We start from the raw sequence: 26,820 nt of genomic DNA on the forward strand, positions 1-26,820 counted from the left end.
GAGGCTACATGCAATATCTTCACACCATGATCCGGGTGAGTAATCTGGAAGAGACGCTGCATTTCTTTTGCGATTTGCTGGGAATGGTTGAGATCAGTCGCAAGAGTAGCGACAAAGGTCGGTTTACCCTGGTTTTCCTGGCTGCGCCGGAAGATGAGGCACGTGCCCGAGAAGACCGGGCGCCGATGATCGAGCTTACCTATAACTGGGATCCGGAAGAGTACACTGGCGGACGCAATTTTGGCCATCTTGCTTACCGGGTAGATGACATTTATGCCCTTTGCGAGCACCTGAAAGCCAATGGGGTAACGATTAATCGTCCACCCCGGGATGGCCATATGGCCTTTATCCGCACGCCGGATAACATCTCGATCGAGCTTCTGCAGAAGGGCGAGGCACTGCCACCGAAAGAACCCTGGGCCAGTATGGAAAACACGGGTACCTGGTAAGCCCACAGGTGGGCCGCCACAGGGGCTCGAGCGTGATATAGTAGCGGTCTGCAATATAGCTTTCGCATCAGGATGATGCATTCATGACATGGAGAAGTTTGATGGACGATTGGCAAGGATGCCTGGATCCCCAGTGCCAGACCGCTTTGTTACGAGCCCGCGAGAGTGTTGAGCGCCGCGGTGGCTCGGTGATTACCGTTGAAGACTACCTGCTTGCCCTGCTGGATTCCGCACCCGGTATTGTCCGTTTTTTGCGCGGCTGCGGCGTGGATATGGATGAACTCACCCGCACCATTCAATGCGAACAACCGATAGTGACGGAAGTTGGTGGTGAAGGACAGTTGTCATCCCAGTTGATGTATTGGTTCGCATCGGCCAGGGAAACCAGCAATTCCCCATGGCTGGGGTGGTCGCAGCTGCTTGCGACATTGGTTCGCCACGCGGAGCGGCTGCAGGAAAAAGCCTATGTGGCAGTTTTCGAGCTGGTCCCTCGCTGGCCCGATCCTTCGGAAGAGCGGGAGCCGGCTCCGATCGATGAATTCCAGAGAGCTCCTGTCGTTGTCACTGATTCCTCGTGGGTTGAGCTGGCGGAGGACGTTGCGATCAGTCTGGCGGCATCCCCGTCAGCCATGCTCTGGGTCCGGGGTGATCGGGGTTCGGGTAAAACAGCGTGGCTGCAATCACTGCTACCAACACTGGAACTCGATTATGTTGAGCTGGACCTCCGCCGTGAAGCGGAAATCATGGCCAGTGATCTTCCGGTTCTTCCAGAGCGCCGGGTGCAGGGCGAGCCTGGTGAGAGTGGATCACGCTGGCCGGTCCTTGTGCTGGACAATATCTCACCCGCAGATCTCATTGCGCTGATGAATCTGCCCGATGGTCTGGCCTCTGAGTTGTTGCTGCAATGGGCCGGGCCGATTCTACTGCTGGGTCCCGGCGAGGCCGCCGACAGCAGTTCGGCCGCCACACTCCAGCATCGCCTGGGCCGTACCCTCGACATCTTTGCCATGCCGGCTTCCAGCGTTGTCCAACGGCAGGCTATTCTGACGGCACATCAGGCCGCCTTAGAGAAGCAATGGAATATCCAGATTCCTCGCTCCGTGATCCGGTTTGCGGCCTCTCGCCGAAGCCGTTGTGTGAGCACTCCCGGAGGAATGCTCCAATGGCTGGAGCGCTCGGCTGCCAGGCTCAATCTCTTTGCTCGAAGGGGCCCAACCGAGGCGGTGGCCCTGTCCGGGCAGGAAGATACTCTGCGTCGTCAGTCGCTGGTGGCCCTGGCCCGCAAGGAGCCTCTTGACGATATCGAAGCATCGCTGGGAGAGATACAGCTTCATCGGGTGGCGGCAGAGGTGGCCTGGCATGAGCGTAAGGCGGCCGGCACCTTGCGTCAGCTTTCTGCTGAAGATTTGCGCCAGGAACTGGAGCGCTGGGTTGCAGCTCGACCCGGGCCGGTTCACTATGTGCTGCATTGTAATCAGCAGGATGGAGATTCAGCGGGTGCAGGATCTGGAAATTTACATTCGTGATCTGGAACCGGGTGCGGTGTCAGGGTGGCTAGAGAATCACCTGGACGAACTGGAACTCGATGATGGTGAGGTGACGCGCGTGATCAAGGGCGTTGGCCGCTACGAGGGCGAAAGACTTCGGATATCGGTTTATCCCGGAGCTTTCGGAAAACGATTTACGTCACTGGTTATTGAAGGCCCCAGAGTGCCCTGGAACAGTGATCTGGACTGCGCGCGCAGTGCCTGGCGTGCAATGGATACCGAGATTCGTTGCAGCCCGGGAGACTGGACAGAAGGGGAGCCTGTAGAGGATGAGAAATGGTGGCGATTGGACCACCGGGGCGAGCAACAGGTCGTCTGGAACTGAAAGAGGCAGCCCGTGGGCTGCCTCTCTTTTTAGCGGGCGATTCAGTCGCTCAGGATGGACACGTTGTCGGCCTGGAGGCCTTTGTCTGCTTCCACAACGTTAAAGCGTACCAGTTGACCCTGGCGCAGAACCCGGCGCCCGCGGCCACGAATGGCACGGAAGTGAACGAATACTTCATCACCACTGTCGCGCACGATGAAGCCGAAGCCTTTCTTGACGTTGAACCACTTTACGGTGCCTTCCTCGTTACCCTCAGGGCTGCTTTCGTCATAGCCGTCATCATCGTCATCGCGGCTCTGGCTGGGTGCACGGTTGCTCGACCGGGATGTTTGTTGCTTTTCGGCCGGTTTCTTGACTGACAACGCAATGGCCAGGAAGCCCGCAATGCCGAAAACGATCAGCGAGATAATGTAGGCTGCGATGCCACGGTTGCTACCCAGGGCTTCCACAAGTTGGCCCGCAGCGATCAGGCGAAGAGGCTCTGGGGTGAAAGACAGCAAAATGGCAAGCACCAGCGGTGCGGGAATGGCGATCAGGAGAGAAAAAAGGATCGCTTTGGATGGATTACGCATTGACTGAAATTTCTCCATTCTTGTAACGCTAACGATAAAAACCGGATATCGGGTAAAATCGCACATCCGGCCGGTGAAAACCGACAGTACCCCGAAAAACGGGCGCGCTGGCGGGCAAAAGCGGAATGATACCAGATTATCCCGAGCGCTGACCAAGCAGCGGGGAACGCAGTGTCATCGATCACATTCTAGAGAGATTTACCCAGGGGAGTCCCAATAGCTGATGAGCCAGAACGATCTGGAAACCCGACTGGATGAGCTGGAAACCCGGCTGGCCTTCCAGGATGACGTTATCAATACCCTGAGCGAGCAGGTGGCCAAGCAGGAAATGGATATCCGTGAACTGTGGGAAGCCAAGCGGTTGCTGCACAAGCAGCTGAAGGATGTTTCGCCGTCCAATATCAAGTCGGAGCAGGACGAAACACCTCCTCCTCATTACTGAAGATGGCGCAATAAAAAGGGTCAGGTGGAACCTTCACCTGACCCTTTTTTGTGGGATTCCGATTTTGACCTTTATGCCAGGAGTTCGATCAGAATCTGTTCGTAGATGTCCGACAGAGTGTTGAGATCCTCGGCTTTCACACATTCATCCACCTTGTGAATGGTGGCATTGATAGGGCCAAGTTCCACCACCTGTGCACCGGTTGGCGCGATGAAACGGCCATCGGACGTGCCGCCGGAGGTCGAAAGCTCGGTTTCCCGGCCGGTCACTGTGCGAATGGCGCTCTGGCTGGCGGATACGAGCGCTCCCTTGTCCGTGAGGAACGGACGGCCACTCAGGTGCCACTGCAGGTCGTATTTCAGGTTGTGGCGGTCCAGGATGGCTACCACCCGTTCTTCCAGACTCTCTGCGGTGTTTTCCGTGCAGTACCGGAAATTGAAATGCACGAGGCACTCACCGGGAATAATGTTGCTGCCCGTGCCCGCTTCCATTCTGGTGATCTGGAATGTGGTTGGCGGGAAGAAGTCGTTGCCGTTATCCCAGAACTCCTTTGCCAGCGCATCAAGAGCCGGAGCCACGGTATGAACCGGGTTCTCGGCCAGATGCGGGTAGGCAACATGGCCCTGAACGCCATGCACCGTCAGATAACCATGTAAGGAACCCCGGCGGCCGTTCTTGATCACGTCTCCCACTTCATGGGTGCTGGAGGGTTCGCCGATCAGGCACCAGTCAATCTTTTCGTTCCTGGCTTCGAGGGTTTCCACCACTTTCACGGTGCCGTGTTGGGCCGGGCCCTCTTCATCGCTGGTGATCAGCAGGGCAATGGAGCCCCGGTGGTCGGGGTATTTGGCCACGAATCGCTCACAGGCGGTTACGAAGGCCGCCAGGCTGCCCTTCATGTCGGCTGCGCCACGGCCCAGCAAATAGCCATCCCGGATGACCGGATCAAAGGGCGGGTGTGTCCAGTTCTTCTCCGGACCAGTCGGCACCACATCGGTATGGCCGGCAAAGGCCAGCACCGGCCCCTCTGAGCCCTTGCGGGCCCAGAGGTTATCGGTATCGCCAAATCTCAGGTTTTCGCCAGTGAAGCCCAGAGGTGCCAGCCGCGACATCATCAGTTCCTGGCAGCCGGCATCTTCGGGAGTGACGGACTGCCGGCGGATCAGGTCGATGGCAAGTTCTAGGGTCGGGGAATCAGTTGTTTGCATGCAGCTCTTCATTCAGCTCGATGGCAGACTTGTTGGTTTTGCACTCGACCGCGCCGGTCTGACTGTTGCGGCGGAACAGAAGATCCGGCTGGTTGGCCAGATCGCGAGCCTTGATAACCTCAACCAGCTCGTTGTTGTCGTCGAGCAGGGCAACCTTGGTTCCGGCGGTGATGTACAATCCGGCTTCCACTTTGCAGCGGTCGCCCAGCGGGATACCGATGCCGGCGTTGGCACCGATCAGGCAGTTCTCGCCAACCGCAATGATGATGTTGCCACCACCGGACAGGGTGCCCATGGTGGAGCAGCCACCGCCCAGGTCGGAGCCCTTGCCAACCATAACGCCGGCGGAGATGCGGCCCTCGATCATGCTGGTGCCTTCGGTGCCGGCGTTGAAGTTGATGAAGCCTTCGTGCATGACGGTTGTACCTTCACCAACATAGGCGCCAAGACGGACCCGAGCAGTGTCGGCAATGCGAACACCCTTCGGTACCACATAATCTGTCATCTGCGGGAATTTATCGACGGACTTGACTTCCAATGTGCGGCCTTCGAGGCGGGCCTGTAACTGACGATCGGAGAGCTCGTTCAGGTCGATTGCGCCCTCGTTGGTCCAGGCCAGGTTGGGCAGCAGGCCAAAGATACCATCGAGCTTCAGACCATGGGGTTTCGCCATGCGGTGGGAAATCAGGTGAAGCTTGAGGTAAACCTCGGGCGTGCTGGAAGCTGTGTCATCGGTTTCCAGTACCGTAACAACGACCGGGCGTTTGCTGTCGGCCGCTTTGTCCGCCAGGGTTGCCTGGTCGGTCTGGCCAATTTGTCGCAGAGCATTGGCTAGCTGGCTGAGCTGTTCGGCGGTCGCGCTGATCGCCTGGTTGCCGCCCTTGTATTCCAGGACATTGGAGATGACGTCCATCAGGGTGTTATCGGGTGTCATGACCGGCTGCTGGTAAAAGACTTCCAGCCACTCGCCCTGGTTGTTCTGGGTGCCGATACCGATACCGAATGCAAAGCTCATCTGATGGTTGCTCCTGTTCTGAATGTTGGGGTAAGAAGTTCGCGCCTTCCGACTCCGGAGTTAAAATTTGGATCTGTTGCCCTGAGATTCAGGCCAGCCATGCAGCCCATTCGTCTGCATTGAAACCCACGCGCACCTCATTGCCGTTTTCCACGACAGGGCGCTTAATGATGGACGGATTTTCCAGCATGATCGCGTGAGCACTTTGGGCGCTAATGGTATCACGAACCTCCTCGGGAAGTTTGCGCCACGTGGTGCCACGGCGGTTCAACAGGCTTTCCCAGCCAACGGCGCTCTCCCATTTGGATAGCAGATCGTCGTCCAGACCGTCTTTCTTGAAGTCGTGGAACTGGTAGTCAACGCCTTGCTCATCCAGCCACTTGCGGGCTTTCTTCACCGTGTCACAATTTTTGATGCCATACAGTTTCATGTCTGGTTCGCCTTAACAAATTCAACAATCCGGTGTGCCGCCTCGACGCATTCTTCCACCGGCGCAACCAGGGCCATCCGGACCCGGTTTTCTCCGGGGTTGTGGCCATCCACCGTGCGAGAGAGGTAGCGCCCGGGAAGGACGTGGACGTTCTGCTGGGCGGAGAGTTCCCTGGCAAAGGTTTCGTCGTCCATCGGTGTTTCCGGCCACAGGTAAAAGCCGGCGTCCGGGAAATCCACCTCCATGACTTCTCTGAGAATGGGCACTACGGCCTCGAACTTGGCGCGGTAGGCTGCACGGTTCTCCCGAACGTGGTCCTCATCGCTCCAGGCAGCAATGCTGGCCAACTGGTTATGGATGGGCATGGCGCAGCCATGGTAGGTGCGATACTTCAGATAGCCCTCGAGAATGCGAGCGTCACCGGCGACAAAACCGGACCGAAGGCCGGGCAGGTTGCTGCGCTTTGAGAGGCTGTGAAATACCACGCAACGGCGGTAGTCATCACGACCAATGGCGGCGCAGGTTTGCAGCAGGCCCTCCGGCGGGTTGCTCTCGTCGGGGTACAGCTCGGAATAGCATTCGTCGGAGGCGACGATGAAGTCGTGTTGGTCGGCGAGGGCAATAACCCTGGCCAATGTTTCCCGTGGAATCACCGCGCCACTTGGGTTGCCCGGTGAACACAGGAACAATACCTGACAATCCCGCCAGACGGATTCCGGCACTGCCTCAAAGTCCGGAATAAAGCCGTTGGAGCCGTCGCAGGGAAGGTACACCGGCGTGGCGCCGGCCAGGAACGCAGCACCTTCATAGACCTGATAAAACGGGTTTGGGCTGACCACGGTGGCGGGTTTGCTGGCATCCACCACAGCCTGGACCAGGGAAAAGATGGCTTCGCGCGTACCGTTCACCGGTACGATGTTTTTCGCCGGACTCAGGCTGTCGGCTTTCAGTTGGAATCGTTGGGTTGCCCAGTGACTGATGGCCTCGCGAAGTTCATCCGTACCCCGGGTGGTCGGGTAATTGGCAAGCTTGTCCAGGTTGTTCGCAATTACCTCTTTGACGAATTCCGGGGAGGGGTGCTTCGGCTCGCCGATCCCGAGAGAGATGGGTCGGAGATGATCAGGCACGCTAATGCCGGCCTTCAGTTTGGCCAGTTTTTCAAACGGGTAGGGGTGGAGTCTGTCCAGATTGGGATTCATTGAATGTCGTCCAGCATTTTGCAGAGATCTTGCTGCAGGGCCTGGCATACGGCCGGGTCCCGGATGGGTTCGCCGTGTTCGTCGGTGACGAAGAAAACGTCCTCTACGCGCTCGCCCAGGGTGGCAATCTTGGCGTTGGTCAATCGTACCCGATGCTCCAGCAACACCTGGCCGACTCGCGCCAGCAGGCCGGGCCGGTCAGGGGTGATCACTTCCATTACGGTGCGCTGGTTGATGGTGTCGTTAGAGAACGTCACCTCCGTCGGGAAGGCGAAATGTTTCAGTTGCCTTGGTGTGCGCCGGTGGATGATATCCGGGTAGTCTTCCGGGTCATCCAGCTCTTCAATCAGGCGTAAACGCACCCGTTCCTTGCGAGCGGGGTCGATTCCAAGAGGCTGGCCCTTTTCATCCAGCACCACGTAGGAGCTGATCGAGTAGGGACCCTCACTGGAGCTGATACGGGCGTCCACGATGTTCAGGTTCAGCTGCTCAAGCACCGCAGTGGTTGCCGCAAACAGGGCAACCCGGTCCTTCATGTAAATAATGATCTGGGAATAGCCATCCGTGGGTCCGCCCCGAGTGTCGCGAATAAGCACCAGTGGGTCGGGGTTGTTGCCGTGACGGACAATGGCGGCTGTCTGCCAGGCAATATCAACGGTTGAGTCCTGGAGAAAATAATCCTCATCCACGGTGTCCCAGATAACATCGATCTGCTCATCCGTCATATTCTGGGCGTGCAGGATCTCGCGTGCTTCAGATTGGGTGGCGCGCACCCATTCTTGCCGGTCGATGGGGTTTTCCGTGCCCCGGCGCAGGGCCCGTTTGGCCTCGATATACAGTTGGCGTAACAGAGAGGCGCGCCAGGTGTTCCAGAGTTTTGGGTTGGTTGCGCTGATATCGCATACGGTCAGCACATAGAGATAATCGAGGTGCGCCTGGCTCGGTACCGCCCTGGCAAAGGCATGAATGATGTCCGGGTCAGATATGTCTTTGCGCTGCGCGGTCATGGACATCAGCAGGTGGTTTTCCACGAGCCACGAGATCAGCTGTGTGTCCCGCTCACTCAGATGATGCCTGTGGCAGAAAGCCTCGGCATCCATGGCGCCCAGTTCCGAATGGTCACCGCCCCGTCCTTTGGCAACATCATGGTATATGCCCGCAATATAAAGGGTTTCCAGCTTTGGTAACCGATGGATCAGGCGAGAGGCCAGGGGGTATTCGTCCCTCGCCTCGGTGCCGCTCAGCCGAACCATGTTGCGGATGACGCGCATGGTGTGGGCGTCCACGGTGTAAATGTGAAAAAGGTCGTGCTGCATCTGGCCGATAATCTGGCCGAATTCCGGGAGGTACCGGCCGAGCACGTTGTACTTCTTCATGGCGGACAGGGTCTGATCCAGCGCATGGGGCGTTCTGAGCAGCTCCATGAACAAAGTGGTCACAGCCAGATCGGAGCGGAACGCATCGTCAATCAGGTGGCGGTGCGCCCGCAGAGAGCGGATGGTGGTCGCGCGAATGCCCTTGATTTCCGGATGCTGGGCCATCAGCACGAAAATTTCCATGATGGCGTAAGGCGCGTAGGCAAAAACCTGGTTGTTAACCGCTTCGATATAATAGTTGCGAATCTGGAAGCGTTTGTTGATCGGCCGGATGGCGTCTTCGGACGCGCTGCCGAGAATGGCCTCGTCATAATACTGCAGGATCACGTCGGTCAGCTCGGCGAGGGCCAGGACCGTTCGATAGTAGGACTGCATCATAAGTTCAACGCCGAGCCGTTTGCCTTCGTCCTTGTAGCCTAGCATCTGGGCAAGGGCACGTTGGTGGTCGAACAACAGGCGGTTCTCATTCCGGTCGGCCAGCAGTTGCAAACCATAGCGCAGTTGCCACAGGAAGGTTTCACCCTGGAAAAGAATCTGATGCTCTTCCTCGGTGAGAATGCTGAATCGCGTCAGGTCTGCAATGTTCTGCAGTCCAAAGTGGCGTTTGGTAATCCAGCCAATGGTCTGTATGTCCCGCAGGGCGCCCGGGGAGCCTTTAACGTTGGGCTCAAGGTTGTATTCGGTATCGCCGTATTTCTGGTGCCGTTGCTGCTGCTCTTCGCGCTTTGCGATGAAGTAGTTGCGATCGGTGCTGACATCGTCGGAGTACACCTGCTCGCTGAGGTCCGAGCGCAGCTCATCCGGGCCGGCGATGGTGCGGGTTTCGAGCAGGTTGGTGAGTATGGTGATGTCTTCACGGGCGGCCGTTTTGCTTTCTTCAATGCTGCGAACGCTGTGACCGATATCCAGTCGCAAATCCCAGAGAAGCGTAACAAAGGCCCCCAGATCATCGTGCCAGCTGTCCTCGATACCATTGCGAGTCAGTATGAGCAAGTCAATGTCTGAGTGGGGGTGAAGCTCACCGCGCCCGTAGCCGCCGACAGCCACCAGGGCAATATCCGGCGAGCCGGAAAAAGGATAACGGTTCCAGATTAGCCTCAGAACGGTATCGACGGTGTCGGCCCGGGAGTGGACAAGGGCGCGGACATCGGCTCCCTGCCGGAAGGCCTCGGCATCTGCGTTATACCTTCCCTCTAACAGTTCCCGGGCCGCCTTGACGGGAGAGGGGGCGTTACTGATGCGGGATTCCAGCTCGCTTTGGTCCACTTAGAAGGACTCTTCCTTTCGCTTGGTCAAAACCTCATGGCCGTCAGCAGTCACAAGGATGGTGTGCTCCCATTGTGCAGAGAGCTTGTGGTCCTTGGTAACCACTGTCCAGCCGTCCGGCAGAAGTTTGGTCTGGTACTTGCCCTGGTTGATCATCGGCTCGATGGTGAAGGTCATGCCCTCCTGAAGCTCCAGGCCGGTGCCGGGTTTGCCGTAATGCATAACCTGCGGCTCTTCGTGAAATACCGCGCCGATGCCATGGCCGCAATAATCGCGAACCACAGAGTATCGGTGTTTCTCGGCGTGTTGCTGAATGACGTGGCCAATATCTCCCAGGCGGGTTCCCGGCTTAACCAGCTCGATGCCTTTATAGAGGCACTCCTGGGTAATCTGGATCAGGCGCTCTGTGCCCGGTTTGGGCTTGCCGACGATCCACATCTTACTGGTATCACCGTGGTAGCCATCCTTTATTACGGTGACATCGATATTTAGGATGTCTCCGTCCTTGAGTATTTTCTTCTCTGACGGGATGCCGTGGCAGATCACGTGGTTAACCGAGGTACAGATGGACTTCGGAAATCCTTTATAGTTGAGCGGCGCCGGAATGCACTTTTGCTCGTTAACAATATAGTCGTGGCAAATCCGGTCGAGCTCTTCAGTGGAAACGCCCGGTTTGACGTAATCGCCAATCATCTCGAGCACTTCGGCCGCCAAACGGCCAGCGACGCGCATCTTTTCGATTTCTTCCGGAGTCTTGATCGATACCTGCATTGGGTTTCCCGTTGATTTGTATCAAACCGGCATTTTAAGGGCCCTGCGGCCCGGGTACAAGGAAGCCGGTCGTCAAAAATAATGGCGTTTACCGGCTCGAATATGGTATAAACGCGCCCGCTGGAAACGAATCCGGCAAATTCACACACGTGTCGGCACGTTATCCCAGGGTGCCTGCTCCTGCTTTATAAGGAGCCAGGTTGGGGTAATCGGATACGTGGAGGACTAACCCGAAGCTAAAAAGGTAACTATCATGGCTCAGGTAAATATGCGTGACCTGCTGAAGGCAGGTGCTCACTTCGGTCACCAGACCCGCTACTGGAACCCGAAAATGTCGAAGTTCATCTTCGGCGCCCGTAACAAGATTCATATCATCAACCTTGAGCAGACTGTTCCTGCCATGAACGATGCGCTGAAGTTCGTTCAGCAGCTGGCAGAGAACAAGAACAAGATCCTGTTCGTTGGTACCAAGCGTGCCGCGGCCAAGATCATCAAGGAAGAAGCCGAGCGTGCCGGTCAGCCGTTCGTTAACCATCGCTGGCTCGGTGGCATGCTGACCAACTACAAGACCATCCGTCAGTCTATCCGTCGCTACCGTGATCTGGAAACCCAGAGCCAGGACGGTACTTTCGACAAGCTGACCAAGAAAGAAGCCCTGGATCGCACCCGCGAAATGGACCGCCTCGAGCGTTCCATTGGTGGTATCAAGGACATGGGTGGTCTGCCGGACGCGATGTTCGTGATCGACGTTGACCACGAGCGTATCGCTATCAAGGAAGCCAACAAGCTGGGCATTCCTGTTATCGGCGTTGTGGATACCAACAGTGATCCGGACGGTGTTGATTACGTGATTCCGGGCAACGATGACGCCATTCGCGCGATCCAGATTTACGTGAAAGCCGTTGCTGATACCTGCATCGAAGCGGCCCAGTCTGCCGGTGCCGGCGCTGACGAGTTTGTTGAGGTCAGCGAAGACGCCGAAGGCGCTGCTCCAGCCGCTGAGTAAGGCTTTATCTTCACGTTTGAGATGTAAGGTGTGCCCAGGGTTGCCTCGGGCACACCTCCCCACCGAATTCGGAACAGTTGAGAGGATTGAACATGGCTGCAATTACCGCTGCAATGGTCAAAGAGCTGCGTGAGCGTACCGGCCTTGGCATGATGGAGTGCAAGAAGGCGCTCGTTGAAGCCGAAGGCAGTGTAGACGCCGCAATCGAAGAACTGCGTAAGTCTTCCGGTCTGAAAGCTGCCAAGAAAGCCGGCCGTACCGCCGCTGAAGGCGCTTCACTGATCAAGATTTCTGACGACAACACCGTTGCGTACATTCTGGAAGTGAACTCCGAGACAGACTTCGTGGCTCGCGATGACAACTTCCTGAACTTTGCCAACGATGTCCTGAACGTTGCCTTCGAAAAAGGCGAAACTGACGTAGCCAAGCTGATGGAAGGCGATCTGGAAGCCAAGCGTGAAGCGCTGGTTCAGAAGATCGGCGAAAACATCACTGTTCGCCGCATCGTGAAAGTTGAAGGCCCGGTTGTTGGTGGCTATGTCCACAGCAACAACAAGATTGCTTCTGTTGTTGCCCTGACTGCCGGCGACCCTGAAGTTGCCCGTGATATTGCCATGCACGCAGCTGCGGTTAACCCGCGTGTTGGCAAGCCGGAAGACATGCCGGCAGAAGAGCTTGAAAAAGAGAAAGAAGTCATCAAGGCCCAGCCGGATATGGAAGGCAAACCTGCCGAGATCGTCGAGAAGATGATGGGCGGCCGCATCAAGAAGTTCCTCAAGGAAAACAGCCTTGTTGAGCAGCCTTTCGTCAAGAACCCGGATCAGACCGTGGGCGAGCTGATCAAGTCCAACGGTGGCGAGCTGGTTGGCTTCGTGCGCCTGGAAGTGGGTGAAGGCATTGAGAAGGAAGAAGTGGACTTTGCTGCCGAGGTTGCTGCTGCAGCCGGCACAGGCAAGGCCTGATCCTTCGTTTGATGCAGCAGGCGCTCTGCCTCTGCATCACCTGAGTCTGCCACGTTAGCCGGAAATTTCCGGCTCTCGTGGCGGGCTTGTATCTGAGATACCCCTTTTTTGAGGAGTATGTCAGATACAAGCCTGCAACGGGTATCACGCCGGATAGCAGCCAACAGACGACAAGGGGATCATCATGCCGACATCATCGAAAACCCAGCCCAGATACAAGCGTGTTCTGCTCAAGCTCAGTGGCGAAGCCCTGATGGGTGAGCACGATTTCGGTATTGATCCCAAAGTTCTTGACCGCATGGCACTGGAAATCGGTGCGCTGATTGGTATTGGCGTACAGGTTGGTCTGGTGATTGGTGGCGGTAACCTGTTCCGTGGAGCAGCCCTGAATGCTGCGGGCATGGACCGGGTGACCGGCGACCATATGGGTATGCTGGCCACGGTCATGAACGGTCTGGCGATGCGTGACGCTCTGGAGCGCTCCAACATCCGTACCCGCGTAATGTCGGCAATCCCGATGAGTGGGATCGTCGAGCACTACGACAGACGCCGAGCAGTCAGGGATCTCAAGGACGGCGATGTCGTGATTTTCTGTGCCGGTACCGGCAACCCCTTCTTCACGACAGACTCTGCTGCTTGTCTGCGTGGTATTGAAATCGAGGCGGATGCCGTGCTCAAAGCCACCAAGGTGGATGGCGTATACTCAGCGGATCCGCACCTGGATAGCAGTGCAGAGAAATACGACTACCTCACCTATGATGAGGTTCTGGACAAGAAGTTGGGCGTGATGGATCTGACAGCCATCTGTCTCGCCCGTGATCACGGCATGCCGCTGCGGGTGTTCGATATGAACCGTGCAGGCGCGCTGACTCGCATCGTAACCGGCGAGAAAGAAGGTACACTGATCGAATAAAACGCTGTCCAGGCCCCATGGGAGTTTGGGGCCATAGTGCAAAAAGACATGACGAACGAATTGAGGATGCTGAAGTGATTAACGACATCAAAGCAGAAGCCGAAAAGAAGATGAAGAAGAGCCTGGAGTCCCTGAACAATGCGTTTAACAAGATTCGCACTGGTCGGGCCCATCCTTCTATCCTGGATAGCGTCACCGTGAACTATTACGGCCAGGAGACGCCGCTGAAACAGGTGGCAAGTGTCAACGTCGAGGATAACCGGACTCTGACGGTCTCTCCCTGGGAGAAGAACCTGATGCCGACCATCGAGAAGGCGATCATGGCGTCAGACCTTGGTCTGAACCCGGCTACCAGTGGCGATATCATTCGGATTCCAATGCCGATGCTGACTGAAGAAACCCGTAAGGAAATGGTCAAGCAGGCAAAAGCGGACGCCGAGCACGGTCGTGTTTCCATCCGCAACGCACGTCGGGATGCCAACAGCATGATCAAGGATCTGTTGAAGGAAAAGGAAATTACTGAAGACGACGAGCGCAAGGGCGAGGATGAGATCCAGAAGTTGACCGACCGCTACATTGCGGAAGTCGAGAAGATGCTCAAGGCCAAAGAAGAGGACCTGATGGCGGTTTAACCGTTCGGGTTCACTTGCAAGCGAATTGAAAGGCCGCGGCAATCAAGCGCTTCGGCCGCACAGGGGATTTCATGACGGGAACTGTATCCGCAGAGATTCCGGTGTCGGCAGACAGCCGACCCCGGCATGTGGCCATCATCATGGACGGGAATAATCGATGGGCCAAGGCCCGTCGTCTCAAGGGAGTGGCTGGCCACAAGGCCGGAGTGGATGCGGTCAGGGCAGTGGTAGAAACCTGCGCCCGCGAAGGTGTGGAAGTTCTCACTCTGTTTGCCTTTTCCAGTGAAAACTGGCGGCGCCCCAAGGACGAAGTGTCGGCCCTGATGAAGCTGTTCCTGTTCGCGCTCGAGCGCGAAGTGCGGAAGCTTCATCGTAACGACATCCGGTTGCGCATAATTGGTGACCGGTCCGCCTTCAGTTCTGCGCTTCGCGAACATATGGAAGCGGCGGAGGAGCTGACCCGCAACAACACCCGGATGACGCTCGTGATTGCAGCGAACTACGGCGGACACTGGGATATCACTCAGGCCACGCGCAAGGTGGCGGAACAAGTGCGTGTCGGGCATTTGGCGCCATCCGATATTACCGATGACCTGATCCAGCAGCACCTCAGTATTGGTGACCTGCCAATGCCTGATCTGATGATTCGCACGGCCGGTGAGCAGAGAATCAGCAACTTCATGCTGTGGCACCTGGCTTACACAGAGCTTTACTTTTCTCCGGTGTATTGGCCTGATTTTCAGCAGGAAGAGATGCTCAAGGCCCTGCAGGCATATGCCGGTCGACAGCGTCGTTTTGGCCAGACAGATGATCAGATAGCGGCCAAGGCTCTACAACAATAACGAACGATAGCGACGTTAACCGTGTTAAAAACCCGAATTATCACCGCATTGATTCTCGCCCCGATCGCCATCGGCGGGATCTTCTTTCTCCCTCCGCTGGGGTTTGCTCTCTTCACAGGTGCCATCATCTCTATAGGTGCCTGGGAGTGGGCAAATATGTCTGGCATTGGGCATCCTGCTGGTCGGATCGGTTATGCGCTGCTAACCGCCCTGATTCTATACGGGCTTCTCAACGTGCCGTTTGTGGCGGTGCTCTGGCTGGCGCTGTTCTGGTGGGGCATCTGTTTTCTTCTGGTTCGCAGTTACCCCGCAGGGTCTGATAAATGGGGCAGTCTGCCGGTCAGAGCCGTAATGGGGCTGTTCGTGCTGGTGCCCGCCTGGGTTGGCCTGAATCACCTGCGTACCGGTGGCTTCCAGTTTGGCGACAGCAGCAACAACCTGCTGCTCATTCTTTACGTGTTCTGCGTGGTCTGGGTTGCTGATATCGGTGCTTACTTTGCCGGTCGGGCGTTTGGAAAAGCAAAGTTGGCACCCCGGGTCAGCCCCGGTAAGTCCTGGGCGGGTGTCTGGGGTGGTCTGGTGGCCGTGGGAGCCTTTGCTCTTGTGGTGAGTTTTCTGGCTTCAGCAGGGGCAGGACAGACACTGCTCCTGATTGTTGCCAGTCTCGCCACCGGCCTGGTTTCGGTGTTGGGTGATTTGCTGGAAAGCATGCTCAAGCGGCATCGGGGCATCAAGGACAGTAGTCAGTTGCTACCCGGCCATGGCGGGATTATGGATCGGATTGATAGTCTGACAGCGGCGATTCCGGTTTTTGCTCTCATCATTACCCAACTTGGTTGGCTCACAACCGGGCACTGGTGACTATGGCAACCCGCTCTATCAGCATTCTCGGAGCCACGGGCTCCATTGGCCTCAGCACCCTGGATGTTGTTCGAAGGCACCCGGAACGTTTCTCGGTTTATGCATTAACCGCCAGCACCCGCGCTGAGGAACTGGCTGTATTGTGCCGGGAATTCCGTCCCAAGGTGGCCGTCATGGCCGATCCAGAGGCTGCCAATATGCTCTCCGAGCTGCTGGCAGACTTGCCGGACACCGAGGTGCTCGCCGGCCTGGATGGGTTGTGTCAGGCAGCCTCGGCGCCTGACGTTGATACCGTGATGGCAGCCATTGTTGGCGCGGCGGGATTATCGCCTACGCTTTCAGCGGTAAGGGCAGGGAAGCGGGTGCTGCTTGCCAATAAAGAAGCCCTGGTGATGTCCGGGAAATTGTTCATGGACGCCGTGACCGAGGCCGGTGCCGAACTGCTGCCGATCGATTCCGAGCACAACGCGATTTTCCAGTGCATGCCGGCAGACAAGATCCGGGATCCTGCTGGTGCCGGTATTACGAGGATCTTGCTGACAGCCTCCGGTGGCCCCTTCCGCGAGCACTCTGCTGAAGATCTCCGGTCGGTAACTCCGGCCCAGGCGTGTGCCCACCCCAACTGGTCCATGGGCCAAAAGATTTCCGTAGACTCAGCCACCTTGATGAACAAGGGCCTGGAGCTGATTGAAGCCTGCTGGCTTTTCAACACAACACCTCAGAAAGTCGAGGTGCATGTTCATCCAGAGAGTATCATCCACTCCATGGTGGAATATGCCGATGGATCCGTGTTGGCACAGCTTGGCAGTCCGGATATGAGAACGCCGATTGCCAACGGCCTGGCCTGGCCCGAGCGCATTGATGCCGGAGTTGCCCCCCTGGATCTGTTCGCTATCGGGCGTTTTCACTTCGAACGCCCGGATCTGGGGCGTTTCCCCTGTCTGCGCCTTGCTGCGGAAGCTTTCGAGGCGGGCGGCACTGCACCGGCGGTTCTGAATGCGGCCAATGAAGTGGCGGTTGCCGCTTTTCTCGACGGTACCCTGTGTTTTTCGGATATCCCCGTTATCATAGAGCGAACGCTCGCTGCGACCGCAGTAGAGCCAGCAGACAGCTTTGAGATCATTTTTGCCAAGGATAAAGAGGCACGGGGTCGTGCGCGGGAACAGATAGGTCTGTTAACTGTCTGATAGTCGCAGCCGTAGGCTGCCCGGCTGAAGCCATTCAATCAGGAACGCTATGCAGATTATTGAAACCGTCCTCGCACTCGCGCTTACCCTCGGCATCCTCGTGACCTTGCACGAATACGGTCATTTCTGGGTGGCCCGGCGGTGCGGGGTAAAAGTGCTCCGATTCTCGGTGGGTTTCGGGAAACCCATGTTTTCCTGGTATGACAAGCATGGAACCGAGTTCGCGGTTGCGGCCATTCCACTGGGCGGCTACGTCAAGATGCTTGATGAGCGAGAGGGGCCGGTACCCGAGGAACTCCGAGACCAGGCCTTCACGTCCAAGCCGCCCGGCCAACGTATTGCCATTGCCGCGGCTGGCCCCGTAGCCAATTTCATATTTGCCATTTTTGCTTACTGGCTATTAAGCGTGGTTGGCGTTACCCATGTTGCGCCCATTGTTGGCCAGATTGCCGACGAGAGCGTGGCCGAGCGGGTGGGGCTGCAGGAAGGCATGGAGATTCACGCCGTGGATGGCCATCGGGTCAGTTCCTGGCGTGATGTGAACATGCGCATCCTCGAGCGGACTGGCGAGCATGGTTCGATCTCCATGGAGGTGTCCGAGGATGGCGCCCGGGGAACCGTCAGCGGTGAGCTTTCAGGATGGGGCCTGAGTGATGATACGCCCAACCCGCTGGCTGAGTTTGGCATCACGCCATGGCGGCCTGCTGTGCCGCCTGTATTGGGTCAGATTTCCGAGGGTGGGCGTGCAGAGGCAGCCGGGTTGCAGCCCGGAGATCGCATCGTTGCCGTGAATGGCGAGGCGATCGGCAGCTGGTTTGAGCTGGTAGAGTTCATTCGCAACGCTCCGGAGCAGACACTTCAGGTCACTGTGGAGCGCAACGGCTCGGAACAATCCCTGAGCGTGACCCCGGAAGCAAGGACCGAGGAAAGTGGCGAGTCGATCGGTTTCGTCGGGGCAGGTGTGGAGGCGATCTCGTGGCCAGAGGAAGTTCTGCGGGATGTCAGCTACGGTCCGTTCGCTGCCATCCCGGTAGCCCTCAGCGAAACCTGGGCGGACACCCGTCTTACGCTCGTGGCCATCAAGAAAATGGTCACCGGACTGTTGTCGCCCACAAACCTCAGTGGTCCGATAACCATTGCCCGGGTTGCAGAGGCCAGCGTCAGCTCCGGATTCGAAGATTTCGTGCGTTTTCTTGCTTATCTGAGCGTAAGTCTGGGCATTTTGAACCTTCTGCCTGTACCGGTACTGGATGGTGGTCATATCGTTTACTACACCATCGAAGCCCTCCGGGGAAAGCCGCTTTCCGAGCAGGCTCAAGCGTTTGGATTACGAATTGGTATGGCAATGATCCTCACATTAATGGTGTTTGCTCTTTACAACGACCTGATGCGGTTGTGAGAATTGCGAGCTCTTTACGCGCATTAACCAGGCGAAATATTTGAATGAGACGTTCTCTTCTAAGTGTAGCCGTTGGCCTCGCTGTGGCCGTGTCCGGCATGAAGCCAGCACTTGCTGATCAGTTCACTGTTGCGGATATTGAGGTTGAAGGCCTGCAGAGGGTATCTGCGGGTACTGTTTTTTCTGCGTTCCCTGTCAATATTGGTGAACAGGTGGACGAGACCGAGCTGGCTGATGCGATCAAGTCGCTGTTCCGGACCGGGCTTTTTACCGACATTGAGGCCAGCCGGGAAGCTGGTGTACTCATTCTGACGGTTCGAGAGCGTCCCTCCATCAGTGATATCGAGATCGAGGGCAATAAGAACATTGAAACCGAGATGTTGATGGACGCGCTGGCAGGGGCCGGGCTTCAGGAAGGCCAGGTGTTCCGGCGTGCGACCCTCGAACGTCTGGAGCTTGAAATACTGCGCTCATACATTGCTCAGGGCCGCTACAATGCCCGGGTAAAGGCAACAGCGGAAGAGCTTCCGAGAAACCGGGTTTCGATTCGTCTGGATATCAATGAAGGTTCTGTTGCCGCCATTCACCACATCAATCTCATTGGCAACCGGGATTTCACCGACGAGGAGCTGCAGGATCTGTTCGAGCTGCAAACCACGAGCTGGTGGAACTCGATAACCAACGCGGACAAATACGCCAGAGAACGTCTGAGCGGCGATCTGGAGTCGCTTCGGTCATTCTATCTTGATCGGGGCTATCTCGATTTCAACGTCGAGTCCAGCCAAGTGTCCATCTCTCCGGACAAGCAAAAAGTCTTCATCGCGATTGCTGTAAATGAAGGTCCCCAGTACACCATTTCCGAAATCAACCTTCGCGGTGAGCTCATCGTGGGTGAGGAGGAATTGCGCTCGCTGATTCCGGTCGAGGAAGGTGATGTATTCTCCCGGTCCCGCATGACAGCAATTTCCGAATCCCTGGCATTCCGGCTTGGCCGTGAGGGCTATGCCTTTGCCAACGTCAATGCCGTTCCGGAGCCGGGCGAAAACAACACAGCCGCAGTCACGTTTTTTGTGGAGCCTGGCAAGCGGGCCTACGTGCGAAGAATCAATTTCGATGGCAACGTGTCTACACGCGATGATGTCCTGCGCCAGGAAATGACGCAAATGGAGGGCGGTGTTGCGTCTTCCGACCGAATCGAGTTCTCCAAGACCAAGTTGGAACGTCTTGGCTTCTTCCAGACTGTTAACGTGGACACCGTCCCGGTACCTGGCACCGACGACCTGGTGGACGTCAATTATTCCGTTGAGGAGCAGCCAACAGGCAGCCTTTCGGCCTCCATTGGCTTTTCCCAGGATTCCGGTGTGATTCTCGGTGCCAATGTCTCTGAGAATAACTTCTTTGGTACCGGTAAGCGGGTATCCTTCGGCGTGAATGTCAGTGACTCCATCAAGAGCGCAAACATCTCCTATCTGGACCCTTACTACACCGTTGATGGCGTGAGCCGCGGGTTCAGTGTATTCGCCCGGGAGACTGACTACGAAGAGGAAGATATTTCCTCGTTCCTGCTGGATGAGTACGGTGGCCGCGTTACCTTCGGCTACCCCACGGACAGTATTACCCGCCTGAATTTTGGTGCCGGTGTCACTCAGTCGAATCTGAAGGAAGGCCTCTTTACGTCACAGGAGGTGAGTGAATTCATTGATGAGGAAGGCGACTCGTTCACCAACTTTTTCCTGTTCGGAAGCTGGCGTCGCAGTACTCTGAACCGTGGCGTGTTGCCGACTGATGGTTACAGCCACTCACTGTCCCTGGATGTGGCGGTGCCGGGTAGTGATCTGACCTTCTACAAAGCTACCCACAAAACGGATTTCTACTACCCTGTGACCGATAATAATCGCTGGGTCTTCCGGGCACGGTCAGAGATCGGCTACGGCGATGGCTATGGTGATCGCAGCCAGATGCCGTTCTACGAGCACTTCTACACCGGTGGTTATGGTTCGGTTCGTGGATACGAAGCCAACTCGCTGGGGCTCAGGGCAACGAATAACGTAAACGACCTTTCGGATCCGGATCCGTTTGGCGGCAACCTTTTGACCGAGGGTGGTCTGGAACTGATCTTCCCGACGCCGTTTGCTGGCGATACCCGCTCAATGAGAACGGCATTCTTCCTGGATGCCGGCCAGGTGTTTGATACAGCCAGGGGGTTCGATCCGGAACTGAGCGAAATCAGGATGGCAGCCGGTGTCGGCTTCCAGTGGATAACGGCTGTTGGCCCATTGGCATTCAGTCTCGCTTACCCTCTGAACGACAAAGCTGGCGACGACACACAGGTGTTCCAGTTCTCGCTGGGCCAGACCTTCTAAAGCATGGATAATAATAATCGACGGATGAAAATCAGGAGAAAACCAATGTCCCGATTTGTTTTGATGTTCGCTGCTGTGATTATGGCGTTTTCATTCCCGGCGATGGCCGAAACCCGGATTGGTGTAGTCGATCTGCGTCAGGCACTGTTCTCGTCTGACGATGCCAAGACATTCAGCGAATCCCTTCAGAAGGATTTTGCCGGGGACGAAGCCCGCGTCCGTGAAGCCCAGGAAGCAGCTCGCAAGCTCCAGGAACGCCTTGAGAAGGATGGAGCCATGATGAACGAGAGCGAGCGTAACAAGCTGGCGGGAGAGTTCCAGGAGAAGGTAAAGGAGTTCAACTTTCTCAAGCAGCGGTTGGATTCAACAGTGAACCAGCGCAAGCAGGCGTTTCTGGAGCAGGCTCGTCCCGAGGTGGACGCAGCGGTCAAGGAGCTTCTTGAGGAGAACAACCTCGACCTTATCCTGCCAAGCGAAGCAGTTGTCTATGTAAAGCCTGAAATGAACCTGACCTCTCAGCTTCTTGAAAAACTGAACCGTTAATCTGTGACGGGCACCCCGGTGCCCTGATCGTTGCTTGGGAGTTCGCAATGACAGAAAGGTCCTATCGCCTTGGGGAAATTGCCAATGCCCTTGGTGCGGAGCTACGGGGTGACCCTGATGTAAAGGTTTCGGGTCTGGCGACGTTGCAGGCGGCTGGTCCCGGTCAGATCAGCTTCCTGGCGAATCCGTCCTATGGCAAATATCTGCCAGACACGCGTGCTTCGGCCGTTATTGTTGCACCTGCCTCGGCGAAAGAGGCTCCGACCAACGCCCTGTTACTGGACAATCCATATCTCGGATATGCCCGGTTGAGCCACTGGTTTGACCCCGCCCCCGTTGCTTCGCCCGGCATTCACCCGTCCGCAGTAGTAGACCCGTCAGCGACCATCGCTGAGGATGCCAGCATAGGCCCGAATGTGGTGGTGGAAGCCGGGGCAGATATTGGTGAGAGGGTTGTTGTTGGAGCCGGCTCGATTGTTGGAGCCCGCGCCAGAATCGGAGCCCGGACTCTGATTCGGCCCCGGGTGACTCTGGCTCACGACGTGGTGATTGGCGAACGTTGCCACATACTCAGCGGTGCTGTGATAGGCTCCGACGGTTTTGGTTTCGCGAACGAGAAGGGCGTTTGGCACCGTATTGCACAGCTCGGGCGCGTTGTTCTCGGGAATGATGTGGAAGTGGGCGCCAACACCACTATCGATCGCGGGGCTTTGGATGACACCGTGATTGGCGACGGTGTGAAGCTCGATAACCTGATCCAGATTGCCCATAACGTATGCATAGGCGAGCACAGCGCCATGGCGGCTATGGTTGGCATTGCCGGCAGCACCCGCGTTGGCAGGCACTGTGTTTTCGGTGGCGCATCCGGCGTTGCTGGCCATCTTGAAATCGCCGATCAGGTTCATCTGACCGGTATGACTCTGGTAACCGGTGACATCCGGGAGCCAGGTGTCTATTCATCAGGCACGAGTGCCGATACCAACCGTCAATGGCGCAAGAATGCGGTGCGCTTCCGGCAGTTGGATGTTCTGGCGCGACGGGTAAAAGAACTCGAAAAGAAATTAGAGGGCTGAGGCCGATCAACATGATGAACATCGACGAAATTCTGGAGTACCTTCCACACCGATACCCGTTTTTGCTGGTGGATCGGGTAACTGAGGTCGAAAAGGGAAAATCGATCAAGGGCTACAAGAATATTTCGTTTAACGAGCCGTTCTTCCAGGGCCACTTCCCGAATAATCCCATCATGCCGGGCGTCTTGATCATTGAGGCGATGGCGCAGTTATCCGGCATTCTCGGTTTTGTGACTGTGGGCCGGAAACCTTCTGACGGCGTGGTACAATACTTGGCCGGTTCGAGCAAGGCCCGGTTCAAACGCCCGGTATTGCCAGGGGATCAACTGTGCATGGAGTCGGAATTTATTTCCGGTAAACGGGGTATATACAAATTCGAGTGTCGCGCTCTGGTCGACGGAGAAGTCGTTTGCGTGGCAGAGATTCTGACCGCTGAGAGAGAAGTTTGATGGCGACAAATGACTGGTCGGGAGTCCATCCTCAGGCAATTGTAGACCCGTCAGCCAGGCTCGGGGACAACGTCACCGTCGGGCCGTGGAGTTACATTGGTCCGGATGTGGAAATCGGCGATGGCACAGAGATCCTGTCGCACGTTGTTGTTAAAGGGCCTACGGTCATTGGCCGGAACAATCGCATCTTCCAGTTCTCCAGTATCGGTGAAGAGTGTCAGGACAAGAAATACGCCGGCGAGCCGACCACGTTGGTGATTGGTGACAACAATGTGATTCGAGAGAATTGCACCATCCACCGCGGCACGGTCCAGGATCGTGGCGAAACCCGCATTGGCAGCGGTAACCTTCTCATGGCTTATGTGCATGTCGCCCACGACTGCATTGTGGGGGATAACACCATCCTGGCCAATTGCGCGACCCTTGCGGGCCATGTCTCGGTCGGTGATTTTGCGATCCTCGGTGGTGGCACCATGGTTCACCAGTTTTGCCATATTGGCCCCCACAGCATGGCGGCCGGTGGCAGCATCGTACTCAAGGATATTCCCGCCTACGTTATGGCCAGTGGTCAGTCAGCGGAGCCTCATGGCATGAACGTCGAAGGCCTCAAGCGCCGCGGTTTCAGTAAAGATGTTTTGCTGGCCTTACGCCGTGCCTACAAGGTCATCTACCGCCAGGGGCTCACGACCGAACAGGCCGTTGAAGAACTCGAGAAATCCTATTCCGATGTCGCGGAGATTCGCCCGCTCATTGACTCCCTGCGTGGAGCACACCGCGGCATCATCCGCTAACCCGGCAGGAGCCTGTCGGTGACAGATCTTTCTCACGCGATCATCAGCGAACGCAAAATCACATTCGGTATCATTGCCGGCGAGGCATCGGGGGATATCCTCGGTGCCGGGCTGATTCGTTCCCTCCGGCAGCGTTATCCCCGTGCCCGTTTCGTCGGAATTGGCGGAGAGGAGATGGTTGCTGAAGGTTTTCACTCGCTGGTGCCGATGGAGCGCCTTTCGGTCATGGGCCTGGTTGAGGTCCTGGGTCGGATTCGCGAACTATTCAGCATCCGGGCCCGAGTGCTGGACTATTTCTTCACGACTCCGCCGGACGTGGTCATTGGTATTGATTCCCCGGATTTTACGCTGGCTATCGAGCGACGCTGTCGCGAGGCCGGTATCCTCTCTGTCCATTATGTCAGCCCATCCGTGTGGGCCTGGCGGCAAAAGCGGATTTTTAAAATCGCCAAGTCCGTCAACCTTATGCTGACCCTGTTCCCGTTTGAGGCTCGTTTCTATGAGGAACACCACGTGCCCGTGGCGTTCGTGGGTCACCCCCTGGCCGATCGCATTCCCATGGAACCGGATACCCTCAAGATGCGGGAGTCGCTGGGTATAGACCCCGAAGCGTCGGTACTTGCCGTCCTGCCGGGCAGCCGGGCAGGGGAGGTGGAAAGACTAGGCACCCTGTTTTTGGAAGCGTCTCGCTGGATCCAGGAGCGACGCCCGGATCTTCAACTGGTGATTCCCTGTGTAAACAGGGATCGCGAAAAACAGGTGCGGGATCTGGTTGATGCGCTCGAGGTGAAACTGTCAGTCACGATTGTGCGAGGCAGGTCCCGAGACGTGATGGCCGCCTCCGATGTTGTGCTGCTTGCTTCGGGAACTGCAACGCTGGAAGCGATGCTGTTGAAAAAGCCGATGGTCGTGGGCTATCGCTTGAGCGGATTCAGCTATGCCCTGTTGTCGAAATTGGTCAAGGTACCTCACGTCGCGTTGCCCAATTTGCTTGCCAAGCGCCAGCTGGTTCCGGAACTGCTTCAGGACGACGCCACGGCGGGAAGTCTGGGCGCCGCAGTGCTCGAGCGCCTGGAAAACACTAAAGAGCGGGTTCGGCTCAAAGAAGCCTTTACTGACTTGCACCACACCTTGAGGCAGGGTGCTGATGAAAAAGCCGCCCAGGCGATCTCTGACTTGTTAGAGCAGGGTGCCCGCTGATGCCGAAAAAGCCATTGCCGCCGTTCGAATGCCGCTATACGGGCTCTCTCCTGGCTGGTGTCGACGAGGTCGGTCGGGGTCCGCTGATTGGGGCTGTCGTAACGGCGGCGGTGATTCTGGACCCGGACCGGCCGATTGCCGGCCTCGCGGACTCAAAGAAGCTTACTGACAAACGCCGCAGCGCGCTCTATGGGGAGATCCTGGAGCATGCCAAAGCCTGGAGCATAGGCCGGTGCGAGGCCCATGAGATTGATGAGCTGAACATCTATCAGGCCACGATGCTGGCCATGCAGCGTGCGGTTTCAGGTTTGGCGATCGCCCCCGAATACGTTCTGGTGGACGGTAACCGCTGTCCGAAGTGGCACTGGCCATCGGAGCCTGTTGTGAAGGGTGATAGCAGGGTCGAAGCCATCAGCGCCGCCTCCATCATTGCCAAGGTAACCCGTGACCGGGAAATGGAAGCGCTGGAGACGCGTTTCCCTGGTTTCGGCCTGGCACAGCACAAGGGCTACCCAACACCGATCCATCTGGAAGCCCTGCGCCGTCTCGGTGCGACTTCCGAGCACCGCCGCTCGTTTCGCCCGGTACAGGAAGTGATCGAGCAGGTGGGCTTCTATCGCGAGAAAGTGGCGCCAGAGCCAGAGCCAGAGCCAGAGCAACAGCAGTATCGAACCGATCTTTTCGAAGATATTGATTGACAGTGGTGCATCCAATCCTTAATATACGCGCACGTTGATCGGGGCAAGCCCATCAACAACCAGTTTTGATGCGGGGTGGAGCAGTCTGGTAGCTCGTCGGGCTCATAACCCGAAGGTCGTTGGTTCGAATCCAGCCCCCGCTACCAAATTCAAAAAAGGCAGATCAGTTAGTCACTGGTCTGCCTTTTTTGTTGCGATATTAAAAACTTGTTAGCGAAATCGCCCGTCCAAAACTCCGTCGTTCTGGGGTATGCTTCGGGACTGAGTTTCCGAAACCATCGTTTGATGAATAAAACAACATAAATGGAGCCTCCGATGAGTTCAATGAAGCGCCTTCTTGCCGCGTTTGCATCCTTTGCAGTTATGTCCAGTGCCGCCGTTGAGGCCCGCGATTTTCGCCTCGGCTTGATCACGCCACCGCCCCACATCTGGACCAAGGCAGCCAACGAGTTCGGGCAGGATCTGAACGAGAAGTCCGGAGGAGAGCATTCGGTAGCGGTTTTCCCGGCCAGGCAGCTGGGTAACGAGGCGCAGATGGTTCAGCAGCTGCAAACGGGCGCACTGGATATGGCGTTCCTAACCATTGCTGAAGTGTCCAACCGGGTGCCGGATTTCGGCGCGCTATATGCGCCTTATCTGGTCGACAACATTGACCAGGCCGCAGAATTGTTACGCTCCGACGAAGCGAACAAACTTCTGGACCAACTGCCGGCCAACGTTGGCCTGGTAGGTGTAGGTTATGCCATGGCTGGAATGCGCCAGGTGCTCAGCCGGGATGAGGTTTCCGGTCCTGCCGATCTTGAGGGCAAGAAGCTACGCATTACCCCGTTCGAGCCCATTCGGGATTTCTACAACGCCGCTGGCGCTGCACCCACGCCGTTGCCACTGCCTGCGGTGTATGACGCACTGGCGAATGGCCAGGTCGACGCCATCGACATGGATTTCGACTCCATCCTGGTGCTCAAGTTTTACGAGCGTGCCGACCACCTGCTGATTTCCAACCACATGATGTTCCCCATGGTGGGCGTGGTATCTGGCAAGGTCTGGCGTGACCTGGGCAACGAAGACAGACAGCTCATCCAGGAAACCATGAAAGCTCACCTGAATGCCGTGATGGACAAGTTTGTGGCCCAGGAGAAGGACCAGGAACAGCAGCTCAGAGCGCTGGATATCACCGTTAAACAGGCAGACCGCAGTGAATTTGCCGACGCCATTTCCGCCTGGGAAGACATCTGGGCTGAGAAAGCTCCGTCTCTTGGTATCCTGCGCAACGTCGCCGAGGACATCAAAGCCCAATAATC

The 26,820-nt window shown here is 56.8% G+C and carries 27 protein-coding genes and 1 tRNA gene; 21 read left to right on the forward strand and 7 right to left on the reverse strand.

Translation table 11 applies throughout. The features are described 5' to 3' along the window. The first annotated feature begins 8 nt into the window (after positions 1-8). The 3 genes from SIC15_RS07155 (at position 9) to SIC15_RS07165 (ending at position 2,321) form a co-directional block, all read left to right on the forward strand. Entirely contained in the window at positions 9-449 is a 441-nt protein-coding gene (locus tag SIC15_RS07155; RefSeq protein ID WP_069184915.1) for a VOC family protein, read from the forward strand. A gap of 83 nt (positions 450-532) precedes the next feature. After that, positions 533-1,975, forward strand: a complete 1,443-nt coding sequence (locus SIC15_RS07160; protein ID WP_412537352.1) for a hypothetical protein — start codon at positions 533-535, stop codon at positions 1,973-1,975. Next, the gene (locus tag SIC15_RS07165; RefSeq protein ID WP_069184913.1) at positions 1,947-2,321 is read left to right on the forward strand and encodes a hypothetical protein; all 375 of its coding nucleotides are present in this window, start codon (positions 1,947-1,949) and stop codon (positions 2,319-2,321) included. Before SIC15_RS07160 ends, SIC15_RS07165 begins: the two co-directional genes overlap by 29 nt. A gap of 41 nt (positions 2,322-2,362) precedes the next feature. Here SIC15_RS07165 and SIC15_RS07170 read toward each other — a convergent pair whose 3' ends face one another. Further along, positions 2,363-2,893, reverse strand: coding sequence for a cold-shock protein (locus SIC15_RS07170; RefSeq protein ID WP_069184912.1), 531 nt, complete (start codon positions 2,891-2,893; stop codon positions 2,363-2,365). A 223-nt stretch (positions 2,894-3,116) separates the two neighbouring features. Here SIC15_RS07170 and SIC15_RS07175 point away from each other — a divergent pair, with 223 nt between their 5' ends. Continuing rightward, the gene (locus SIC15_RS07175) at positions 3,117-3,335 is read left to right on the forward strand and encodes a SlyX family protein (RefSeq protein WP_008170396.1); all 219 of its coding nucleotides are present in this window, start codon (positions 3,117-3,119) and stop codon (positions 3,333-3,335) included. A 71-nt stretch (positions 3,336-3,406) separates the two neighbouring features. Here the strand turns inward: SIC15_RS07175 and dapE are convergent, their stop codons facing one another. From dapE to map, 6 genes are all read right to left on the reverse strand, one after another. Beyond that, the gene (dapE, locus tag SIC15_RS07180) at positions 3,407-4,543 is read right to left on the reverse strand and encodes a succinyl-diaminopimelate desuccinylase (RefSeq protein WP_069184911.1); all 1,137 of its coding nucleotides are present in this window, start codon (positions 4,541-4,543) and stop codon (positions 3,407-3,409) included. Continuing rightward, positions 4,530-5,558, reverse strand: coding sequence for a 2,3,4,5-tetrahydropyridine-2,6-dicarboxylate N-succinyltransferase (gene dapD, locus SIC15_RS07185; protein WP_069184910.1), 1,029 nt, complete (start codon positions 5,556-5,558; stop codon positions 4,530-4,532). The genes dapE and dapD overlap by 14 nt, the downstream gene beginning before the upstream one ends. An 88-nt stretch (positions 5,559-5,646) precedes the next feature. Then, complete coding sequence (locus tag SIC15_RS07190) at positions 5,647-5,988, reverse strand: ArsC family reductase (RefSeq protein WP_069184909.1); 342 nt, start codon at positions 5,986-5,988, stop codon at positions 5,647-5,649. Continuing rightward, on the reverse strand, positions 5,985-7,187 hold the full coding sequence (dapC, locus tag SIC15_RS07195) for a succinyldiaminopimelate transaminase (RefSeq protein ID WP_069184908.1): 1,203 nt from the start codon (positions 7,185-7,187) through the stop codon (positions 5,985-5,987). The genes SIC15_RS07190 and dapC overlap by 4 nt, the downstream gene beginning before the upstream one ends. After that, positions 7,184-9,829, reverse strand: coding sequence for a [protein-PII] uridylyltransferase (locus tag SIC15_RS07200; protein WP_153634454.1), 2,646 nt, complete (start codon positions 9,827-9,829; stop codon positions 7,184-7,186). Before SIC15_RS07200 ends, dapC begins: the two co-directional genes overlap by 4 nt. After that, on the reverse strand, positions 9,830-10,600 hold the full coding sequence (map, locus tag SIC15_RS07205; RefSeq protein ID WP_064227416.1) for a type I methionyl aminopeptidase: 771 nt from the start codon (positions 10,598-10,600) through the stop codon (positions 9,830-9,832). It lies immediately after the preceding gene. Between the two features lie 253 nt (positions 10,601-10,853). Between map and rpsB the strand changes: the two genes are divergently transcribed. The 17 genes from rpsB (at position 10,854) to SIC15_RS07290 (ending at position 26,818) form a co-directional block, all read left to right on the forward strand. Then, a complete protein-coding gene (gene rpsB / locus SIC15_RS07210) occupies positions 10,854-11,606 on the forward strand; it encodes a 30S ribosomal protein S2 (protein WP_069184906.1) in 753 nt (250 codons plus the stop codon). Positions 11,607-11,698: 92 nt separating this feature from the next. Further along, positions 11,699-12,568: a translation elongation factor Ts gene (tsf, locus tag SIC15_RS07215; RefSeq protein WP_069184905.1), complete on the forward strand. Its 870-nt coding sequence runs from the start codon at positions 11,699-11,701 to the stop codon at positions 12,566-12,568. A gap of 184 nt (positions 12,569-12,752) precedes the next feature. Further along, positions 12,753-13,481 carry a UMP kinase gene (gene pyrH / locus SIC15_RS07220; protein ID WP_008170379.1) on the forward strand — a complete coding sequence of 243 codons (729 nt, stop codon included), beginning with the start codon at positions 12,753-12,755 and terminating at the stop codon, positions 13,479-13,481. 74 nt (positions 13,482-13,555) lie between these two features. Further along, the gene (frr, locus tag SIC15_RS07225) at positions 13,556-14,113 is read left to right on the forward strand and encodes a ribosome recycling factor (RefSeq protein WP_069184904.1); all 558 of its coding nucleotides are present in this window, start codon (positions 13,556-13,558) and stop codon (positions 14,111-14,113) included. Between the two features lie 71 nt (positions 14,114-14,184). Further along, positions 14,185-14,955 carry a polyprenyl diphosphate synthase gene (gene uppS, locus SIC15_RS07230; RefSeq protein WP_069184903.1) on the forward strand — a complete coding sequence of 257 codons (771 nt, stop codon included), beginning with the start codon at positions 14,185-14,187 and terminating at the stop codon, positions 14,953-14,955. A gap of 21 nt (positions 14,956-14,976) precedes the next feature. Beyond that, entirely contained in the window at positions 14,977-15,816 is an 840-nt protein-coding gene (locus SIC15_RS07235) for a phosphatidate cytidylyltransferase (RefSeq protein ID WP_069184902.1), read from the forward strand. 2 nt (positions 15,817-15,818) lie between these two features. Next, positions 15,819-17,003 carry a 1-deoxy-D-xylulose-5-phosphate reductoisomerase gene (gene ispC / locus SIC15_RS07240; RefSeq protein WP_069184901.1) on the forward strand — a complete coding sequence of 395 codons (1,185 nt, stop codon included), beginning with the start codon at positions 15,819-15,821 and terminating at the stop codon, positions 17,001-17,003. A gap of 49 nt (positions 17,004-17,052) precedes the next feature. Next, positions 17,053-18,402 (forward strand): RIP metalloprotease RseP, encoded by a 1,350-nt coding sequence (gene rseP / locus SIC15_RS07245; RefSeq protein WP_069184900.1) that lies wholly within the window; start codon positions 17,053-17,055, stop codon positions 18,400-18,402. A 44-nt stretch (positions 18,403-18,446) separates the two neighbouring features. Beyond that, positions 18,447-20,765 carry an outer membrane protein assembly factor BamA gene (bamA, locus tag SIC15_RS07250; protein WP_153634453.1) on the forward strand — a complete coding sequence of 773 codons (2,319 nt, stop codon included), beginning with the start codon at positions 18,447-18,449 and terminating at the stop codon, positions 20,763-20,765. A 45-nt stretch (positions 20,766-20,810) separates the two neighbouring features. Next, the gene (locus tag SIC15_RS07255; protein ID WP_136631745.1) at positions 20,811-21,308 is read left to right on the forward strand and encodes an OmpH family outer membrane protein; all 498 of its coding nucleotides are present in this window, start codon (positions 20,811-20,813) and stop codon (positions 21,306-21,308) included. A gap of 47 nt (positions 21,309-21,355) precedes the next feature. Next, the gene (gene lpxD / locus SIC15_RS07260) at positions 21,356-22,381 is read left to right on the forward strand and encodes a UDP-3-O-(3-hydroxymyristoyl)glucosamine N-acyltransferase (protein ID WP_153634452.1); all 1,026 of its coding nucleotides are present in this window, start codon (positions 21,356-21,358) and stop codon (positions 22,379-22,381) included. An 11-nt stretch (positions 22,382-22,392) separates the two neighbouring features. Continuing rightward, on the forward strand, positions 22,393-22,830 hold the full coding sequence (fabZ, locus tag SIC15_RS07265) for a 3-hydroxyacyl-ACP dehydratase FabZ (protein WP_069184896.1): 438 nt from the start codon (positions 22,393-22,395) through the stop codon (positions 22,828-22,830). Continuing rightward, positions 22,830-23,621 carry an acyl-ACP--UDP-N-acetylglucosamine O-acyltransferase gene (gene lpxA / locus SIC15_RS07270; RefSeq protein ID WP_069184895.1) on the forward strand — a complete coding sequence of 264 codons (792 nt, stop codon included), beginning with the start codon at positions 22,830-22,832 and terminating at the stop codon, positions 23,619-23,621. Before fabZ ends, lpxA begins: the two co-directional genes overlap by 1 nt. A gap of 18 nt (positions 23,622-23,639) precedes the next feature. Continuing rightward, a complete protein-coding gene (lpxB, locus tag SIC15_RS07275) occupies positions 23,640-24,821 on the forward strand; it encodes a lipid-A-disaccharide synthase (RefSeq protein WP_412537353.1) in 1,182 nt (393 codons plus the stop codon). Then, complete coding sequence (gene rnhB, locus SIC15_RS07280; protein WP_412537354.1) at positions 24,821-25,519, forward strand: ribonuclease HII; 699 nt, start codon at positions 24,821-24,823, stop codon at positions 25,517-25,519. The genes lpxB and rnhB overlap by 1 nt, the downstream gene beginning before the upstream one ends. A 69-nt stretch (positions 25,520-25,588) precedes the next feature. After that, positions 25,589-25,665 (forward strand) — tRNA-Met (locus SIC15_RS07285). Positions 25,666-25,834: 169 nt separating this feature from the next. Next, positions 25,835-26,818 carry a TRAP transporter substrate-binding protein gene (locus SIC15_RS07290; RefSeq protein WP_412537355.1) on the forward strand — a complete coding sequence of 328 codons (984 nt, stop codon included), beginning with the start codon at positions 25,835-25,837 and terminating at the stop codon, positions 26,816-26,818. The last annotated feature ends 2 nt before the right edge of the window (positions 26,819-26,820 follow it).

It is taken from the genome of Marinobacter sp. MIT932201 (assembly GCF_047123295.1).
GTDB lineage: Bacteria > Pseudomonadota > Gammaproteobacteria > Pseudomonadales > Oleiphilaceae > Marinobacter > Marinobacter salsuginis.

Excerpts from the sequence above, each read along its gene's own strand:
- SIC15_RS07290 (WP_412537355.1), top strand. The coding sequence starts at position 25,835 with ATGAGTTCAATGAAGCGCCTTCTTGCCGCGTTTGCATCCTTTGCAGTT.
- rnhB (WP_412537354.1), top strand. The coding sequence starts at position 24,821 with ATGCCGAAAAAGCCATTGCCGCCGTTCGAATGCCGCTATACGGGCTCT.
- lpxD (WP_153634452.1), top strand. The coding sequence starts at position 21,356 with ATGACAGAAAGGTCCTATCGCCTTGGGGAAATTGCCAATGCCCTTGGT.
- SIC15_RS07175 (WP_008170396.1), top strand. The coding sequence starts at position 3,117 with ATGAGCCAGAACGATCTGGAAACCCGACTGGATGAGCTGGAAACCCGG.
- lpxA (WP_069184895.1), top strand. The coding sequence starts at position 22,830 with ATGGCGACAAATGACTGGTCGGGAGTCCATCCTCAGGCAATTGTAGAC.
- map (WP_064227416.1), bottom strand. The coding sequence starts at position 10,600 with ATGCAGGTATCGATCAAGACTCCGGAAGAAATCGAAAAGATGCGCGTC.
- bamA (WP_153634453.1), top strand. The coding sequence starts at position 18,447 with ATGAGACGTTCTCTTCTAAGTGTAGCCGTTGGCCTCGCTGTGGCCGTG.
- SIC15_RS07155 (WP_069184915.1), top strand. The coding sequence starts at position 9 with ATGCAATATCTTCACACCATGATCCGGGTGAGTAATCTGGAAGAGACG.
- rpsB (WP_069184906.1), top strand. The coding sequence starts at position 10,854 with ATGGCTCAGGTAAATATGCGTGACCTGCTGAAGGCAGGTGCTCACTTC.
- uppS (WP_069184903.1), top strand. The coding sequence starts at position 14,185 with ATGACGGGAACTGTATCCGCAGAGATTCCGGTGTCGGCAGACAGCCGA.
- SIC15_RS07170 (WP_069184912.1), bottom strand. The coding sequence starts at position 2,893 with ATGCGTAATCCATCCAAAGCGATCCTTTTTTCTCTCCTGATCGCCATT.
- ispC (WP_069184901.1), top strand. The coding sequence starts at position 15,819 with ATGGCAACCCGCTCTATCAGCATTCTCGGAGCCACGGGCTCCATTGGC.
- SIC15_RS07190 (WP_069184909.1), bottom strand. The coding sequence starts at position 5,988 with ATGAAACTGTATGGCATCAAAAATTGTGACACGGTGAAGAAAGCCCGC.
- fabZ (WP_069184896.1), top strand. The coding sequence starts at position 22,393 with ATGATGAACATCGACGAAATTCTGGAGTACCTTCCACACCGATACCCG.
- dapD (WP_069184910.1), bottom strand. The coding sequence starts at position 5,558 with ATGAGCTTTGCATTCGGTATCGGTATCGGCACCCAGAACAACCAGGGC.
- dapE (WP_069184911.1), bottom strand. The coding sequence starts at position 4,543 with ATGCAAACAACTGATTCCCCGACCCTAGAACTTGCCATCGACCTGATC.
- tsf (WP_069184905.1), top strand. The coding sequence starts at position 11,699 with ATGGCTGCAATTACCGCTGCAATGGTCAAAGAGCTGCGTGAGCGTACC.
- dapC (WP_069184908.1), bottom strand. The coding sequence starts at position 7,187 with ATGAATCCCAATCTGGACAGACTCCACCCCTACCCGTTTGAAAAACTG.
- pyrH (WP_008170379.1), top strand. The coding sequence starts at position 12,753 with ATGCCGACATCATCGAAAACCCAGCCCAGATACAAGCGTGTTCTGCTC.
- rseP (WP_069184900.1), top strand. The coding sequence starts at position 17,053 with ATGCAGATTATTGAAACCGTCCTCGCACTCGCGCTTACCCTCGGCATC.
- SIC15_RS07255 (WP_136631745.1), top strand. The coding sequence starts at position 20,811 with ATGTCCCGATTTGTTTTGATGTTCGCTGCTGTGATTATGGCGTTTTCA.
- SIC15_RS07160 (WP_412537352.1), top strand. The coding sequence starts at position 533 with ATGACATGGAGAAGTTTGATGGACGATTGGCAAGGATGCCTGGATCCC.